This window comes from Rhodococcus sp. OS5, assembly GCF_056837585.1.
The window spans coordinates 3159449-3174054 of record NZ_CM166368.1 but is presented as its reverse complement, the minus strand read 5'-3'; the positions used below and the strand labels follow the sequence as shown (position 1 = coordinate 3174054).

The 14606-nt window shown below is 63.5% G+C and carries 14 protein-coding genes; 6 read left to right on the top strand and 8 right to left on the bottom strand.

Annotated features, from left to right (window positions below):
* Nucleotides 1–44: 44 nt before the first annotated feature.
* The 3 genes from meaB to mutA are packed head-to-tail and all read right to left on the bottom strand — an operon-like array spanning nt 45 to nt 5199.
* Complete coding sequence (gene meaB, locus ACVZUB_RS14945) at nt 45–1037, bottom strand: methylmalonyl Co-A mutase-associated GTPase MeaB (protein WP_003945003.1); 993 nt, start codon at nt 1035–1037, stop codon at nt 45–47.
* 17 nt (nt 1038–1054) lie between these two features.
* Nucleotides 1055–3307 carry a methylmalonyl-CoA mutase gene (scpA, locus tag ACVZUB_RS14940; protein ID WP_042449118.1) on the bottom strand — a complete coding sequence of 751 codons (2253 nt, stop codon included), beginning with the start codon at nt 3305–3307 and terminating at the stop codon, nt 1055–1057.
* A complete protein-coding gene (mutA, locus tag ACVZUB_RS14935; protein WP_058226738.1) occupies nt 3304–5199 on the bottom strand; it encodes a methylmalonyl-CoA mutase small subunit in 1896 nt (631 codons plus the stop codon). Before mutA ends, scpA begins: the two co-directional genes overlap by 4 nt.
* Before the next feature lie 423 nt (nt 5200–5622).
* Here mutA and ACVZUB_RS14930 point away from each other — a divergent pair, with 423 nt between their 5' ends.
* The 3 genes from ACVZUB_RS14930 to ACVZUB_RS14920 are packed head-to-tail and all read left to right on the top strand — an operon-like array spanning nt 5623 to nt 7547.
* Nucleotides 5623–6330, top strand: a complete 708-nt coding sequence (locus ACVZUB_RS14930) for a TVP38/TMEM64 family protein (RefSeq protein WP_007727829.1) — start codon at nt 5623–5625, stop codon at nt 6328–6330.
* A 31-nt stretch (nt 6331–6361) separates the two neighbouring features.
* Entirely contained in the window at nt 6362–6958 is a 597-nt protein-coding gene (locus ACVZUB_RS14925; RefSeq protein WP_042449124.1) for a hypothetical protein, read from the top strand.
* A gap of 55 nt (nt 6959–7013) precedes the next feature.
* Nucleotides 7014–7547 carry a hypothetical protein gene (locus ACVZUB_RS14920; RefSeq protein ID WP_003944797.1) on the top strand — a complete coding sequence of 178 codons (534 nt, stop codon included), beginning with the start codon at nt 7014–7016 and terminating at the stop codon, nt 7545–7547.
* 43 nt (nt 7548–7590) lie between these two features.
* Here the strand turns inward: ACVZUB_RS14920 and ACVZUB_RS14915 are convergent, their stop codons facing one another.
* The 3 genes from ACVZUB_RS14915 to ACVZUB_RS14905 are packed head-to-tail and all read right to left on the bottom strand — an operon-like array spanning nt 7591 to nt 10175.
* The gene (locus tag ACVZUB_RS14915) at nt 7591–8874 is read right to left on the bottom strand and encodes an SPFH domain-containing protein (RefSeq protein ID WP_030536387.1); all 1284 of its coding nucleotides are present in this window, start codon (nt 8872–8874) and stop codon (nt 7591–7593) included.
* A complete protein-coding gene (locus ACVZUB_RS14910; RefSeq protein ID WP_003944877.1) occupies nt 8874–9305 on the bottom strand; it encodes an NfeD family protein in 432 nt (143 codons plus the stop codon). Before ACVZUB_RS14910 ends, ACVZUB_RS14915 begins: the two co-directional genes overlap by 1 nt.
* 42 nt (nt 9306–9347) lie before the next feature.
* Nucleotides 9348–10175: a DUF3097 domain-containing protein gene (locus tag ACVZUB_RS14905; protein ID WP_030536388.1), complete on the bottom strand. Its 828-nt coding sequence runs from the start codon at nt 10173–10175 to the stop codon at nt 9348–9350.
* Between the two features lie 67 nt (nt 10176–10242).
* On the opposite strand from ACVZUB_RS14905, the gene ACVZUB_RS14900 reads away from it, so the two are divergent.
* On the top strand, nt 10243–11034 hold the full coding sequence (locus ACVZUB_RS14900) for a hypothetical protein (RefSeq protein WP_007727857.1): 792 nt from the start codon (nt 10243–10245) through the stop codon (nt 11032–11034).
* Here the strand turns inward: ACVZUB_RS14900 and ACVZUB_RS14895 are convergent.
* Together ACVZUB_RS14895 and ACVZUB_RS14890 are read right to left on the bottom strand one after the other, a co-directional pair.
* Nucleotides 11024–12817: an enoyl-CoA hydratase-related protein gene (locus ACVZUB_RS14895; RefSeq protein WP_482628519.1), complete on the bottom strand. Its 1794-nt coding sequence runs from the start codon at nt 12815–12817 to the stop codon at nt 11024–11026. The two genes, ACVZUB_RS14900 and ACVZUB_RS14895, sit on opposite strands and share 11 nt — an antisense overlap.
* 154 nt (nt 12818–12971) lie before the next feature.
* The gene (locus ACVZUB_RS14890) at nt 12972–13463 is read right to left on the bottom strand and encodes a hypothetical protein (protein WP_003944993.1); all 492 of its coding nucleotides are present in this window, start codon (nt 13461–13463) and stop codon (nt 12972–12974) included.
* 77 nt (nt 13464–13540) lie between these two features.
* Here ACVZUB_RS14890 and ACVZUB_RS14885 point away from each other — a divergent pair, with 77 nt between their 5' ends.
* Both ACVZUB_RS14885 and ACVZUB_RS14880 read left to right on the top strand, forming a co-directional pair.
* Nucleotides 13541–13882 carry a metallopeptidase family protein gene (locus ACVZUB_RS14885; RefSeq protein ID WP_003944783.1) on the top strand — a complete coding sequence of 114 codons (342 nt, stop codon included), beginning with the start codon at nt 13541–13543 and terminating at the stop codon, nt 13880–13882.
* Nucleotides 13883–13988: 106 nt separating this feature from the next.
* Nucleotides 13989–14597 carry a transcriptional regulator gene (locus tag ACVZUB_RS14880; RefSeq protein ID WP_482628518.1) on the top strand — a complete coding sequence of 203 codons (609 nt, stop codon included), beginning with the start codon at nt 13989–13991 and terminating at the stop codon, nt 14595–14597.
* Nucleotides 14598–14606: the final 9 nt, after the last annotated feature.

Genomic DNA, 14606 nt, shown 5'->3' with positions numbered 1-14606 from the left:
CCGGGTATCCGCGCTCGGATACCCGGGATTTCGTTCTTTCCGCGCTAGTTGCTTCCGTCGAACGCGTCGAGAATTCGCCCCGCCGCCAACGCTGCCGTCAGCGAACCGTCACGCACGCTCTGCTCGACGTCGGCCCGGATCGCACGCACCCGATCGTTGCTCGAGAGCCTGCGTAGCAGCTGATCGTTGACCATCGTCCAGGTCCAATCGACCTGTTGCTTGCGACGCTTCTCCTCGAACTGTCCCGCTTCGGTGAGCACCTCACGGTGTTTGGTGACAGTTCCCCAGAACTCGTCCAGCCCGACACCTTCGAGGCCGCTCATCGTGATGACGGGCGGCTTCCAGATGGCGTCGTGCGGGTAGATCAGGCGAAGCGCTCCGGCCAATTCGCGGGCAGCACCCTTTGCCTCGCGCTCATGCTTGCCATCGGCCTTGTTGACCGCCACCAGATCTGCGAGCTCGAGGACACCCTTCTTGATGCCCTGGAGCTGATCACCGGTACGAGCGAGGGTCAGGAACGTGAAGCAGTCCACCATGTTGGCAACAGTGACTTCGGACTGGCCGACACCCACCGTTTCCACCAGGATGACGTCGAAACCGGCAGCTTCGAGAAGCACGATGGTCTCGCGGGTTGCCTTGGCAACACCACCGAGCGTGCCGGACGTCGGTGACGGCCGGATGTACGCATTCGGTTCGACGGTGAGCCGAGCCATGCGTGTCTTGTCGCCGAGAATCGAGCCGCCGGTGCGGGTGGACGACGGATCGACCGCCAACACCGCAACCCGATGTCCCTTGCCCAGCAAGTACATTCCGAGCGCGTCGATGAAGGTCGACTTGCCGACGCCGGGAACGCCGGTGATGCCGATCCGGTGCGCTCCCCCGGCCTCCGGCAGCAACTTCAGTAGAAGTTGCTGCGCGAGGGCCCGGTGGTCGTCGCGAGTGGACTCGACGAGGGTGATCGCCCGAGCGAGGCCGGCACGCTGATTTCCGCGCACCGCCTCGGCGAGGGAATCAATGTCGATGGGCTGACGTGCCATCTTCAGTGACCCCCTTCTCAGCTGTTGTCGTGACCCAGTTGGGCGGAGAGCTTCTCCAACAATCCGCTGGCAGCGTCGGCGATGACGGTGCCGGGCGGGAAGATGGCAGCAGCGCCGGCCTCGTAGAGTTCGTCGAAGTCACCGGGCGGAATGACGCCGCCGACGACGATCATGATGTCGGGACGACCGGCCGCAGCCAAAGCCTCCCGCAGCGCCGGCACCAAGGTCAGGTGACCGGCGGCCAACGACGACACACCGACTACGTGGACGTCGTTGTCGGCCGCCTGATTGGCGACCTCTTCGGGGGTCTGGAACAGCGGTCCGACGTCGACGTCGAATCCGATGTCCGCGAAGGCGGTGGAGATGACCTTCTGGCCACGGTCGTGACCGTCCTGGCCCATCTTCGCGACGAGGATGCGGGGACGACGTCCCTCGTCATCGGCGAACTTCTCGACCAGTTCCATCGCCTTGCTGATGTTGCTCACCGTTCCTGCCTCGTCGCGGTACACACCACTGATGGTGCGGATCTCGGCCTGGTGGCGTCCGTACACCTTTTCGAGGGCGTCGGAAATTTCGCCGACGGTAGCCATCGCGCGGGCGGCGACGACAGCGAGGGCGAGGAGGTTGTTCTCCATGCCGCCTTCGGTGGATGCGGCAGCGCGAGTGAGGTTCGCCAGTGCGGCCTCGACGGCTTCCGGATCACGTTCCGCGCGAAGGCGAACCAACTTCTCGAGCTGTTCCTTGCGGACCTTGGAGTTCTCGACCTTGAGAACTTCGATGGTGTCGACCTCGTCGGGAACGTACTTGTTGACGCCGACGAGCGGCTGCCGACCGGAGTCGATGCGTGCCTGGGTGCGGGCGGCAGCCTCCTCGATGCGCAGCTTCGGGATGCCTTCGTTGATGGCCTGAGCCATTCCGCCGGCTTCCTCGACCTCTTCGATGTGCTTACGAGCCCGGTTGGCGAGTTCGTTGGTGAGCCACTCGACGTAGTACGAGCCACCCCACGGGTCGATGGGACGCACGGTGCCGGATTCCTGCTGCAGCAGCAACTGGGTGTTACGGGCGATGCGGGCGGAGAAGTCCGTCGGCAATGCGATCGCTTCGTCGAGTGCGTTGGTGTGCAAGGACTGAGTGTGGCCCTGGGTGGCAGCCATGGCTTCGACGCAGGTACGCGGAACGTTGTTGAAGACGTCCTGCGCGGTCAGGGACCAGCCGGAGGTCTGCGAGTGGGTACGCAGCGAGAGAGACTTCGCGCTCTTGGGATCGAACTTGGCGACAAGCTCGGCCCACAGGAGGCGTCCGGCGCGGAGCTTGGCGACCTCCATGAAGAAGTTCATGCCGATGGCCCAGAAGAAGGACAGGCGAGGTGCGAACTTGTCGATGTCCATACCGGCGTCGAGGCCGGCGCGGATGTACTCGACGCCGTCGGCGAGGGTGTACGCCAGTTCCAGATCGGCCGTCGCTCCGGCTTCCTGGATGTGGTAGCCCGAGATCGAGATGGAGTTGTACTTCGGCATTTCCGCGCTGGAGTACGCGAAGATGTCCGAGATGATCCGCATCGAGGGCTTCGGCGGATAGATGTAGGTGTTACGAACCATGAACTCTTTGAGGATGTCGTTCTGGATCGTTCCGGCCAGCTTGTCCGGAGTGACACCTTGCTCGCCTGCCGCAGCGACGTACAGCGCGAGAATCGGCAGCACGGCGCCGTTCATCGTCATCGAGACCGACACCTGCGAGAGGTCGATTCCGTCGAAGAGCTGACGCATGTCGAGGATGGAATCGATTGCGACACCGGCCATTCCGACGTCACCGGCAACGCGAGGATGATCGGAGTCGTAGCCGCGGTGTGTGGCGAGGTCGAAGGCGACCGAGAGGCCCTTCTGACCGGCCGCGAGGTTACGACGGTAGAACGCATTCGACTCCGCGGCAGTGGAGAATCCGGCGTACTGGCGAATGGTCCACGGCTGGTTCACGTACATGGTCGGGTACGGACCACGCAGGAACGGCGCTGCGCCCGGGAAGCTGTCGAGCGGGTAACCCGACTCGGCGGCGGCCGTGCGGTCCGCACCGGTGTACACCGGCTTGACGTCGATGCCTTCCGGGGTGGACCAGACAACCTGCTCGGCGGCGTAGTTGTTGGCGTTGGCGCCCTCTTCGATGAGCGCCTGGGCCTGCTCGACCGACGGCGGTGTGGGTGCCGGAGACTGCGGGTCCTCGAGTGGGACCTCGGCGAAACTGCCGATCACGTGCTTGACCTCTCGTGTCGTCACTTGGAGCTTCCCGTCTCGATGAAGTCGAGCAGTTCGGTCAGAGCCGACACTGCGTCGATGCGGGCGGTGAGGAATCCGTCCGGGCGAGAATCGCCGGTCGCGTCGGCGACTGCCTTCTCCGGTCCTGCGAGCAGCACCTTGGTGATGCCGGCGGCGCGAAGTTCGGCGACGGCCGCTGCGGCGCTCTCGCCGTAACGCTTGTCCGTGCCGCACAGCACGGCGACGGTGGCACCGGAAGCCTTGACTGCAGCGGAGATGGCCTCGGCGCCCACCTCGAGCGGGCCGGGGTTGACTGCATCGATACCACCCGAAGCGAGCAGGTTGGACGCAAACGTGGTGCGCACGTTGTGTTCTGCAACCGAGCCCAGCGGCGCGAGAAGCGCAGTGGGACGGGCGCCGCCGGCGGCGAGGAACGCGTCCGAACGGTCACGAAGCGCTTCGAATGCAGCTGCGTAGCGGGCGACGGACTGGCCGGGCTCGACGGCTTCGGCGGACAGCGGCGTTTCGCCGAGGTTCGGGAACTCGTTGACACCGGTGACCGTGGTCTTGCGGTGTGCGATGTCGGAGTCGCGCTTGGCCTTCGTGGCAGCGATGCGACCGGAGACGATTCCCGCTTCGAGTGCCGCCAGATATCCTCCGGCTGCTTCGATTTCCTGGAAGAACTCCCACGCGGTGGCGGCAATCTGCTGTGTCAGGTCTTCGACGTACCAAGACCCGGCCGACGGATCGAGGACACGGCCCAGGTGCGACTCCTCGAGCAGGAGCAGCTGTGTGTTGCGCGCGATGCGCGAGGAGAAGGACTTGCTGACGCCGAGGGTGCCGTCGGCCAGGGCGACGTCGAACGGAAGAACAGTCACCGCGTCTGCTCCGCCGACGCCGGCGCCGAATGCGGCGAGGGTCGTGCGCAGCATGTTCACCCAGGGATCACGCTGAGCCATCATCGCGGCGGAGGTGACTGCGTGCTGCGGCGCTCCACCGAAATCGGAAGCTCCGCAGACCTGGGCGATGCGTGCCCATACGAGACGTGCGGCGCGGAACTTCGCGATGGTCTGGAACTGATCGTCGGTTGCCGCGTAGCGGAAAGCCAACTGCGACAACGCAGCACCAATGGTCAGGCCGCTCTGGGCGGTGAGTGCACGGAGGTACTCGAGGCCGGCGGCGATTGCGGCTCCGAGTTCTTCGGCATCCCCGGCACCCGCATTGTGAAAGGCCGTGCCGTCGACGGTGATCGCGTGCACGGTTTCCGCACGAGCGGCGGCGAGGGCGGCCAACTCGACTGCGCCTGCAAGTTCGACGTCGGCTGCGCCGGAGAACGAACTGGTCAGCGGTGCTGCACCGAGGTGAACTCGGATACTGCTGCGATCGCTGACACCGTCGCCGGCTTCGCTGCGTGCATCGAGGAGTGAGAAGAGTGCTCGGGCTGCATCGTTTGTCGCTGCGCCTGCATCGAGCGTGAGCGGTGCGAGGTCGAGAAGCACGCCCTCGAGCGCAGCGGCGAGGTCGGTGACCGGAACGCCGTCGGCGCCCACCTTCAACCAGAGTGCGCTGACTCCGTTTTCGAGGGCGTCCAGGATGGCGCGATTGGTCTCGGCCGCCGAAGCGGTTCCGAAAGCAGCGGAAACCAACCAACCGGCATTGACATCACGGTGAGCGTCGACGCCACGCACGTACGGAAAAGTGCCCGGCAAGCTCTGCTCGGGACGCTCGTCGCGTGGGCTGTAGAGCGGTGCGACAGTGACACCGTCGTAGGTGACGGTTTCGAGCAGTTTCTGTGGCTCGGGGCCCAGTTCTGCCGCGTCGACTCTGCGGGACTTGGCGAGCACACCGGCTACGGAGCGCTGCCACTCCGCGTACGCCTGCTCGACAGCCTCGGCTTCTGAAGCTAATGACACTGTGTCCGCTCCCTCTCATTTTTTGCGTGAGCGCTTTACCGATAATCGGATTTGTTCGTTAGTTCTGTGATGCTAACCCGCGGTTGAGCCCAGATATCGTGAGGATCACGTCATGTTCTTCACAGGGCTGTTCGCGGCCACTTTCCGACCGGCCGGGCGACGTGCGGATTCGGTCGTTCGTGCACGTGTAACCGGCCCTTACCTAGCGATTGTTCAGCATGTTTGCGGGTTACCCGCGAGTTCGTTTCACTGGCCGGGACTGCAGGTGAAGGCCACTCCGAAAGCCTAGTGGTTTTCGTCACAGCGCCGTTTCATTGTCGCCTGGAGCACGTCGCTTTCCCGCCCCCGTGGCGATGTTCGACTCACGATTGCGGGTCGGCAGTCGGCCCGGTTCACCGTTCGCAGGTAGCCTTGTGACCTGTGATGGGACGCCTGCTGGACCGAAGATTGATCGCAATAGTCCTGGTAGTGCTCGCTTTGTTCCTCGCAGCCCTCCTCGCCCCACATCCCACGGTGTCCCAGGTGCGAGAGTGGGCGGACTCGGTTGGCCCGGCGTTTCCCCTCGTGTTCTTCCTGGTTCATTCGATAGTCACCGTCGCGCCGTTCCCGCGCACCGTCTTCACGCTCAGCGCGGGGGTTCTTTTCGGCTCGGTGACCGGCATCGCTCTTACCGTGGCGGCAACGACTGTGAGCGCCGTTCTGGCCCTCTACCTGGTCCGCGCCATCGGCCGCGACGTCGTGTGGCAACGGATTTCGAGTCCGACGATCCGGCGGGTGGACGAGCGGATCGAAAAGCGGGGGTGGCTGGCCGTCGGCTCTCTGCGCTTGATCGCGTTTGTCCCCTTCTCGGTGGTGAACTACTGCTGCGGCATTTCGTCGATCCGGATCGTGCCCTACATCCTTGCCACCGTCGTCGGCATCTTGCCCGGCACTGTTGGGATTGTCGTTCTGGGCGATGCGCTCTCCGGCGAAGCCGATCCTCGTCTCCTGATTCTGTCCGGGATCTGCATTGCGATCGGCATCGCCGGTCTGGTGTTCGACGCTCGCCGTCAGCCTTCACCGGGCGAAACCATCGTTGACAACGGTCAACCCCAAGAGGTTGATTTGATTGAGTCAACCCAAAACGATTGACTATTGAAAGTCAACTATCTAGCATTGACTAATGTTTGTACTGACGGTGGATCAGCGAGGTAGCCGACGGGATGTCGACCGCGTCGGGGACATCATCGACGACATGGCCGATTGCAGGCTCCTGCGGCCGTTCGAGCGCACAGCGGGCGACGAGATTCAAGCGGTGACCGACGATCCGGCGCTACTCGTCCTCGTCGCACTCGAGCTGATTCGGCGCGAGCACTGGAGTGTCGGGATCGGGATCGGTCCCGTCGAGCAGCCTCTCCCACGGCAGACCCGGGCCGGACGCGGACCGGCATTCGAAGCTGCTCGGATCGCCGTCGAGCGAGCCAAGCGAGCTCCGGCCAGAATTGCCGTCGAACAGGCGCCGGCGGACAGCTCACGCGACGAACTCGCCGCAGATGTCGATGCCGCGTTCACCTTGCTCGGAACGATCGTCACGAGACAGACGAAGGACGGACGCGAAGCCATCGCCCTGATGGACAGCGGACTCACTCAGGTCAGCGCAGCGGCCCACCTCGGAATCACCAAACAGGCCATGTCCAAGCGACTCCTGACAGCCGGGTGGCACGCAGAACTCGCCGGGCGCAGACTCGCAGAACGACTTTTGGTCAGACTCCAGCCCTAGACTGCTCACGCTCGCACCGGTACAAACTCGTCGACACAGCAGGGGGCTCGAATACATGGTCGTTCTGGCGTTGATCGCGCTCGCCGTCGCCGCCGCGGCACCAGCAGTTGCAGCGGCACTGGGACCGCTCAGTCGTGGTCGACTGGAAGTCCCCGAATGGGCGTCGTCCGTGGTGGCTCTTCCGGCGCTGGGTGTTGCCGCACTGGCATCGACCCGAACGACCCCGGTCACCGGTTTCGCTCTCGGGGCGACGCTTGTCCTGTGCGTACTTGCCGCCGCCACGGCCGGTGCACCGTTGGTACTTGCCACCTTCAAGATCGCTCGTCGCCAACCGGACGGGAGCCCGGCACCGGACGCCGGACCTCTTCGCGGCGGACGTGTGATCGGCATCCTCGAACGGCTCGCGGTGGCGGCATCGATTCTCGCAACCTGGCCGGAGGGGATCGCGATCGTCTTGGCAGTCAAGGGGCTCGCGCGGTACCCGGAACTTCGCGAACCTCATGCGTCCGAGCAGTTCATCATGGGAACCTTCGTCAGTGTCCTCTGGGCGATCGCCGTATGCGGAACGGGACGGGCACTCATCACGTAGGTGATGAGTGCCCGTCCCGATCAACGTTCGCTACGAGAGGCGTCTACTGGCGCTGGCCACCCTCGGGCGGCTGCCCCTGGTACGGGTACTTCTGCTGGAAATCTTCACGCTCGGGCGGCAGCGGCAACTGACCCGGCCAAGGATTTTCGCCCTGCTGTGGCAACGCGGGATCTACGAATCCAGGCTGCTCGGGCGCACTCTCACGGCGGTGCCTGACCGCAGCTGCCGGGTCTTCGACCGGTGTGCGTGCAGCAACTTCAGCAGCGCGCACTGCTTCCGCGATAGCCGGATCGGATTTGGTCTCGAACCACTCCGCCACCTCGGCTGAATCGTCCTCAGGATTGGGAAGATTCTCTTCGGCGGCCGGCGGCTCGTACCGGAAAACGCCATCCTGCCCTTGCGCGCCAAGCGTTTTGGCAAATCCCTTCAGCGCGTCACCGAAGTCGCTGGGTACGAGCCACACCTTGTTCGCATCGCCTTGCGCCATCTGCGGCAACGTCTGAAGATACTGGTATGCAAGCAATTCCGGAGTCGGCTTACCGGACTTGATTGCAGCAAAAACCTTCTCGATGGCCTTGGCCTCGCCTTGGGCCTGCAAGTACTTGGCCGCGCGGTCACCTTGGGCCCGAAGAATCTGGGACTGACGCTCACCCTCGGCGTTGAGGATCGAGGCCTGCTTGTTGCCCTCGGCGGAAAGAATCTGGCTCTGCTTGGCGCCCTCGGCTGTCTTGATAGCGGATTCGCGGTGGCCTTCAGCCGTCAGAATCATCGCGCGCTTCTCGCGGTCCGCCTTCATCTGCTTTTCCATCGACTCCTGGATGGAGGGCGGAGGATCGATGCTCTTGAGTTCGACGCGGGCCACTCGCAGGCCCCAGCGACCAGTCGCCTCGTCGAGGACACCACGAAGCTGACCGTTGATGGAATCACGCGAGGTAAGCGTCTCTTCGAGGGTCATTCCGCCGACGACGTTTCGCAGCGTGGTGGTTGCCAACTGCTCGACGGCAGCGATGTAGTTGCTGATCTCGTACACCGCAGCTTGCGGATTGGTGACCTGGAAGTACACCACCGTGTCGATGGACAGTGTCAGGTTGTCCTGGGTGATCACCGGCTGCGGTGGGAAGGAGACCACCCGCTCACGAAGATCCACCTTGGCGCGCACACGATCGGCGAACGGGATCAAGAACGTGAGCTGCCCGGACACCGTCTTCGAATACCTACCGAGCCGCTCGATCACCGCGGCTTCTGCCTGCGGTACCAGTGCTACCGACTTCGCGACCACCAAGATCACGAATAGCACCAACACACCGAGCACTATGAGTGCTGCCATTAAGGTCCCCTCCAGACGACTGCTGTTGCGCCGTTGATTTCCATCACCGTCACCTTGGTACCCGGCGGGTACACCTCGGTGGTGTCGTACGGCCTGGCAGTCCACACCTCGCCGTCCAACTTGACCTGCCCGGAATGCTCGCCCACTTCTTCCAGAACCAGAGCGTGCTTACCTTCGAGTGCCTGTATTCCGGTCGGGGTCGGCGGCGGACTACCGAAGCGACGCAACATGATCGGTCGCACGCCCAGGACGAGGGCGGCGGAGAACACTCCGAACATGACGGCGTCGACCCACACCGGGAAGTCGGTGACAGCACTGACACCGGCAGTAGCGAGCGCCCCACCGGCGAGCATCAGCAGGAAGAAATCCCCCACCAGCGCTTCGGCCCCGGCGAGCACCAGTGCTCCGATCAGCCAAATAAGTGCAGCCACAACACCATCTAACCAGAATGTGTGACCCAGGCCGCCGCTACGTCAGTTCGGCTCGGTAACGAAATCGACAAGTTGTTCGACGGCACCGATCAAGGGAGCTTCCAGATCGCGGAAGCTCTCGACCGAGTTGTAGACCCGCCGCCAGCCCTCCTGAGGTGTCCCCCAGCCCAGTTCGCGGCAGATTCCCGTCTTCCAATCCTCGCCGCGTGGAATCTTCGGCCAGGAGGCGATTCCGACAGATTTGGGACGAACGGCCTCCCACACGTCGATGTACGGATGTCCGGTCACCAACACGTTCGGGCCGAGGCCCTGAGTCAGTTGGGTTTCCTTGGAACCGGTGACCAGGTGGTCGACGAGGACACCGACACGGCGGCCGGGGCCCGGCCCGAATTCGGCAAGCCGCTCCCCCAGATTGTCGAGCCCTTCGAGATGTTCGACGACAACACCTTCGACGCGAAGGTCATGGCCCCACACCCGCTCGACGAGGGCAGCATCGTGTACTCCCTCCACCCAGATCCGGCTGGGCAGTGCCGTGCGTGCACGTAAGCCTTCGACTCGGGTCGAACCCGAAGCCGACCGTGCGGGTTTGGTGGACACGGGCTTGGGGGCCGGGCGTACGAGGGTGACCGGTGAGCCGTCGATGAGGAAGGCCGCCTCGCGCATCGCGAACAACCGCGTCCGGGAACGACCGTCCTCGAGCCGCACGAAATCGCCGTCGTACGTGCGCTCGAAACCGACTACCGCACCGCAGAATCCCGTCGCCGCATCCTCGACGACAAGATCACGCTCGGCCGCCACTTCAGGCGTCACGCGCTTCTGTTTGCGGGTATGACCCGCAAAAATGTCACCGTATCCGTTGCCACCGCTCACGCCGGTTCACGCTAGGTCACAACGCCGGGGCCGCGCATGTCGCCACGCCGAACTAAACTTCACGGTCATGAGTTCTCCCAGCGCAACCCTCACCGTGTGGGCAGCGTCATGGCTCGCCGGCGACGCTGCGCCGGACGACGTCATCGACGCCCTTGCCGCGTGGGCGCCGATGCACCTGATCGGCGCCGCCGACGCGGAAACCGCGGTCCGCCACGATCTCGAATGGCCGGGAGTCACGGCTTCCGGTGTGCCCACCCTGCTCAGAATCGCGCGCTCGGAGGCTGCCGAGGTCCGCCTGGTCCTTCCCACGGCCGGTGATGTACGTGGTCTGCCCACCGGGACCGAGTTCGCGCGCGCTGCGATCGCAACGGGTGAAGGGATACAGATCGGCGCCGTCGGCAAGCCGGGAGTCGGACTCGTGCCGTCGAAGGAAGGCCCGGACGTCTTGCGATGGACGGTCTTCTCCATTCCCACTGTGGCGGGCAGCGCCGAATCGATCGGACTCCGCGAAGCCGAATACGAACTGCGCCAAGCTGTTCGGGACGCAGCCGAGGTGCTCGGCGGGCTTCCGGCCGTAGCCACCGGAATGCCTGGAAACGACGCTCGCACGCTGGTCGCCGAAGCCCTGCAGGCACAGGCCGGACACCGCTGGCCGTCGACACTGTCACCTCGGCATTTGCAGGTGATCGACACCGCCGACAACGTGGCAGCCATTCTCACCGTGGCTGCGTCGGTATCGACCAATCAGGCCCCGAGCGTGTCCACTGCGCAGAGGCGTGACGACCTGCTGCGACGACTGTGGGACGTTGTTCGCACTGCCCGTGTCGCGTCGGCGAACAGCGTGTCGATCAGAGCTTGAGCACGAAGTTCCGGCGTTTCTCGGCAAACCCGTTGCGGTCACCGAACATGTCGATCTTCATCTCTTCGAGCTCACGCTCCTCGTAGGGCTCCACCGGATCACGTTCCAGTCGAAGACGTTTGCACTCCAGCATCGATTCCAGCCGATCTCCTTCGAGCAAGTCGGTGGCGACCTCGCGCAACCACGCCTCGAACAGATCCGGCCGCCTGGGGCCGATCGCGTCGACAAGTCCGATGTCCAAGGCTCGACGGATGCCGATCGCACTGCACTCGGCCAGCAGACTGCGGGCCTGCTGCTCGCCGACCCGAGCCGGAAGTGTGTACGTGTGCAGTTCCGAGCCGAACAGGCCCATCGTGGCGTAATGAGGATTGAGAACCACACCGTCCCTGGCCACGACTACGTCGGCTCCAAGCGGGAGCATGACCCCGCCGGCACCGGCGTTGCCTGTGAATGCCGCCACCACAACCTGTTCCGTACAGGTGACGATCGCTTTCGCGATCTCGTTGATGGCTTTGATGTTGGCCCACGCTTCTCCGGCTTGATCCGACGCGGCCTCGATGACGTTGAGGTGGATACCGTTGCTGAATCTGTCGTAGTCACCCGTCAGGACAAGGATCTTGGTGTCCTGCGCGATCGCCCAGCGGAGCCTGGAGGTCAGTCGCGCGCATTGCTTCGTACTCATCGCACCGTTGTAGAAGCGGAACGAGAGATATCCGATTTCGCCGTCGCGGTGATAGTCGGTCTCGGGGTAACGACTCTCCCAGACCTGTGGAACGAACACGTCCGGACGTACGACCGCGGTCGACGGAAGTTTGACATTGCCGGCGCCGACGAGCCGCGCATGTCCGATCCAAACGGAGCCCGCACTGGTGGCAACACGTATTGCCTGGTGGAAGTACTCGACGATGGTGCCGGGCGCTGCATCGACGTGGGTATCGAGGTGAGCGTCGTAGACGTAGACCCGGTCGAGCCCCAACTGAACGGCGACGCCGGGAAACCCGTCGGCGGCGTTGACGGCGCGGACGATGCTCGACGCGTCTTGCTCCCAGCTGAAAACGCGATCGGCCTGTTTCATGCTGGGCCTCGATCGGGTCGAAGCCACGGGCCGCGCAACTAGGTCCGATGGGATCGCCTGGAAGTCAGGAGTCCGGAAATGTTCGACGACCTCCGTAATGCACTCCATCGCCGCGTCGGTGACTTCCTCGTTGTATACCGAGGATTTGGTTGCCCCGTTCCGGAGTTCGAACGTCCGCCAGGCCCACACCGGCCCGGCGTCGAGTTCCTCAGCGGCCTGCAATGCCGTGACACCCCAGATCGGTTCGCCATCCGTTATCGCCCAGTCCAGCGACGACGGCCCGCGATCTCCGGGCGGGCCGGGATGGATGATGATCGTTGTCCACCGCTGCCAAACAGATTCCGGGACATAGGCTTTCAAGAACGGGCAGATGACGAGGTCAAAATCTCCCGAAGAAGTCGCGGCCAGCACTGCGTCCGCGTCGGCGACGACGGCTGTACGGACTTGGTGTCCCGCCTCGCGAAGAACAAGACCGGCCCGCTGCGAGAGACCGTTGTCGGAGGTGACGAGAAGAAGCACGCTCAACGGTGGCGCGAAGGTCGTACGTGGGCGTGAGCGCCGGAACAGCGCCGCCGTCGCCGCTCGCAGACGGCCCCTGCCCGATACACCTTCACGTAGCTTAGCCGTTGCTACATCGCTGGAAATAGCCACAGAAGTCGTGAGCGCGGCCGATTTGGGCATCGGTCGTACTTCGGGGGTCGAAACCATGAATTCCTGCTCGCATGCTCGGGTATCTGCAGCGCAGACCAGACTCCCCCCAGAGCAGGACCGACGCACCGATAGATTGATTGAGGTATTTAGGGACTTTATACCTACCGTCGGTTTGTTTCAATAGCTATTTTTAAGCAAACCGTTTGATCGATCAACCCACAGTCTTGTGATTGATCGCGATATGGCGGTCGATGCGAATATGTTCATCCAGCGTCGGGTAGCGCAAACCGGTGTCCTGGCTGTACCCCTGACGGCGCAACCAATCCAGGACGTCGCCCCAGAACCAGATCCCCCCGGCAACCGAGTTGTACGGAATCGGGAAAGGCGTAGCCGCCTGCCGGACCCCTCGCACCCACTGCCCGACAGCTTGCCGCGTCACCCCCGCACGGTCGGCAATGTCCTGACGTGACACCAGATCGGGATGTGTCCGCTGGGGACGCACGCCTGCAGCCACCAACTGGTCCACCACGGTGATAGCCGTTGTCGCCGCTCGCATACCTTCCGAGGTGAGCGTCAGCAGCTGCAGCCCGCGTCGGTCCTCGACCCTTCCGCCCAAGCTCTCTTCGATCGCCTGCTCTTGCGAGACTGTCAGCATCTGAACGATGAATGTGAATTCGTAACGGTGATAGAGGTCTTCGGCCACGCAATGAACATAGCCGTAAGCTGCACTGTTTCCACATGGACACACCCGGATCCCGCCCCCGCACGCACAATGGGCAGATGATCGACGTGGACGACAGCCAGTTCGAGGACATGGTCAAGCGGGCGCTCGACAGCCTGCCACCGAAATTGGGTGCGGAGATGGCCAATGTCGCAGTGACCGTTCAACTCGAAGGTGGACGACCGGGGCTACTCGGGCTGTATCAGGGCATCCCACTGACCAAGAGAACCACCACGTACGCCGGCGTCCTTCCCGATCGCATCACGATCTACCGCAGGGCCATCTGTGCGATCTGCAGCACCGAAGACGAGGTGATCGAGCAAGTTCGCCGAACAGTGATCCACGAAATCGGCCACCACTTCGGGATCGGAGATCCCCGGTTGCGTGAACTCGGATGGTGACAACCGACTCATCTACAAGTCGGAAATCAGCTAGAGGTTGATAATCGGCGAATTGTCATGTCAGCTGTACCAAGCCCGCAACAATTGAACACTTACAGGAGTTCGCATGGTCAATTTGATCCAGATCGCCCCGAAGAATGCCCCGACGTTCGCGATGAGCCGACAGAAGGCCGCAGAACTGCTGGGCATCTCGGTCGACAGCGTCGCGTTTCTCCTCAAGTCTCGCTATCTCCCGGATCTGGACGCCGGTCGGTTGATCAAGATGGCCAACCAGCCCTGGTTGTACTCGGACGGCGACTTTCCCGTCCTTCAGCAGGGCGCATCCGAACTTGCCCCCAAGAAGATGCTGCCCGCACGTAAGTACATCGGCGAGAGCGCAATTCACTCCGATGCCGAATGCGTGGAGGCCAACCAGGGGCAGTGGGCGGGATTCAACGTCGACCATGTGCTCGGCGCCCGCTTCCTGCCTGTGACGCTGCGCAAGTTTCCGGTGTCGGTGCTGCAGATCCACGACGTCAACGACGACGACGAAGAACGCGTCTCGTTTGTCGCGACCCTCGCCGGGCGAGTCCGCGGACTGGGCGCGCCCGAACTCAACTACATCGACCCGTCACTGAGCCCCGAGGATCGACAGATCGTCGAGACGCTCCTCACCTCGCGCAGCACGTCCACCGTTCCCGGGCCCTGCGGAAAGCTCAAGCATCCGAACACCTGAGCGTCGGAC

What these genes read in the sequence shown, in the direction of transcription:
- ACVZUB_RS14880 (WP_482628518.1), top strand. Translation starts at nt 13,989, where the DNA reads ATGGTCAATTTGATCCAGATCGCCCCGAAGAATGCCCCGACGTTCGCG.
- ACVZUB_RS14920 (WP_003944797.1), top strand. Translation starts at nt 7,014, where the DNA reads ATGGTCGTTCTGGCGTTGATCGCGCTCGCCGTCGCCGCCGCGGCACCA.
- ACVZUB_RS14925 (WP_042449124.1), top strand. Translation starts at nt 6,362, where the DNA reads ATGTTTGTACTGACGGTGGATCAGCGAGGTAGCCGACGGGATGTCGAC.
- ACVZUB_RS14915 (WP_030536387.1), bottom strand. Translation starts at nt 8,874, where the DNA reads ATGGCAGCACTCATAGTGCTCGGTGTGTTGGTGCTATTCGTGATCTTG.
- ACVZUB_RS14930 (WP_007727829.1), top strand. Translation starts at nt 5,623, where the DNA reads ATGGGACGCCTGCTGGACCGAAGATTGATCGCAATAGTCCTGGTAGTG.
- ACVZUB_RS14900 (WP_007727857.1), top strand. Translation starts at nt 10,243, where the DNA reads ATGAGTTCTCCCAGCGCAACCCTCACCGTGTGGGCAGCGTCATGGCTC.
- ACVZUB_RS14895 (WP_482628519.1), bottom strand. Translation starts at nt 12,817, where the DNA reads ATGGTTTCGACCCCCGAAGTACGACCGATGCCCAAATCGGCCGCGCTC.
- meaB (WP_003945003.1), bottom strand. Translation starts at nt 1,037, where the DNA reads ATGGCACGTCAGCCCATCGACATTGATTCCCTCGCCGAGGCGGTGCGC.
- ACVZUB_RS14885 (WP_003944783.1), top strand. Translation starts at nt 13,541, where the DNA reads ATGATCGACGTGGACGACAGCCAGTTCGAGGACATGGTCAAGCGGGCG.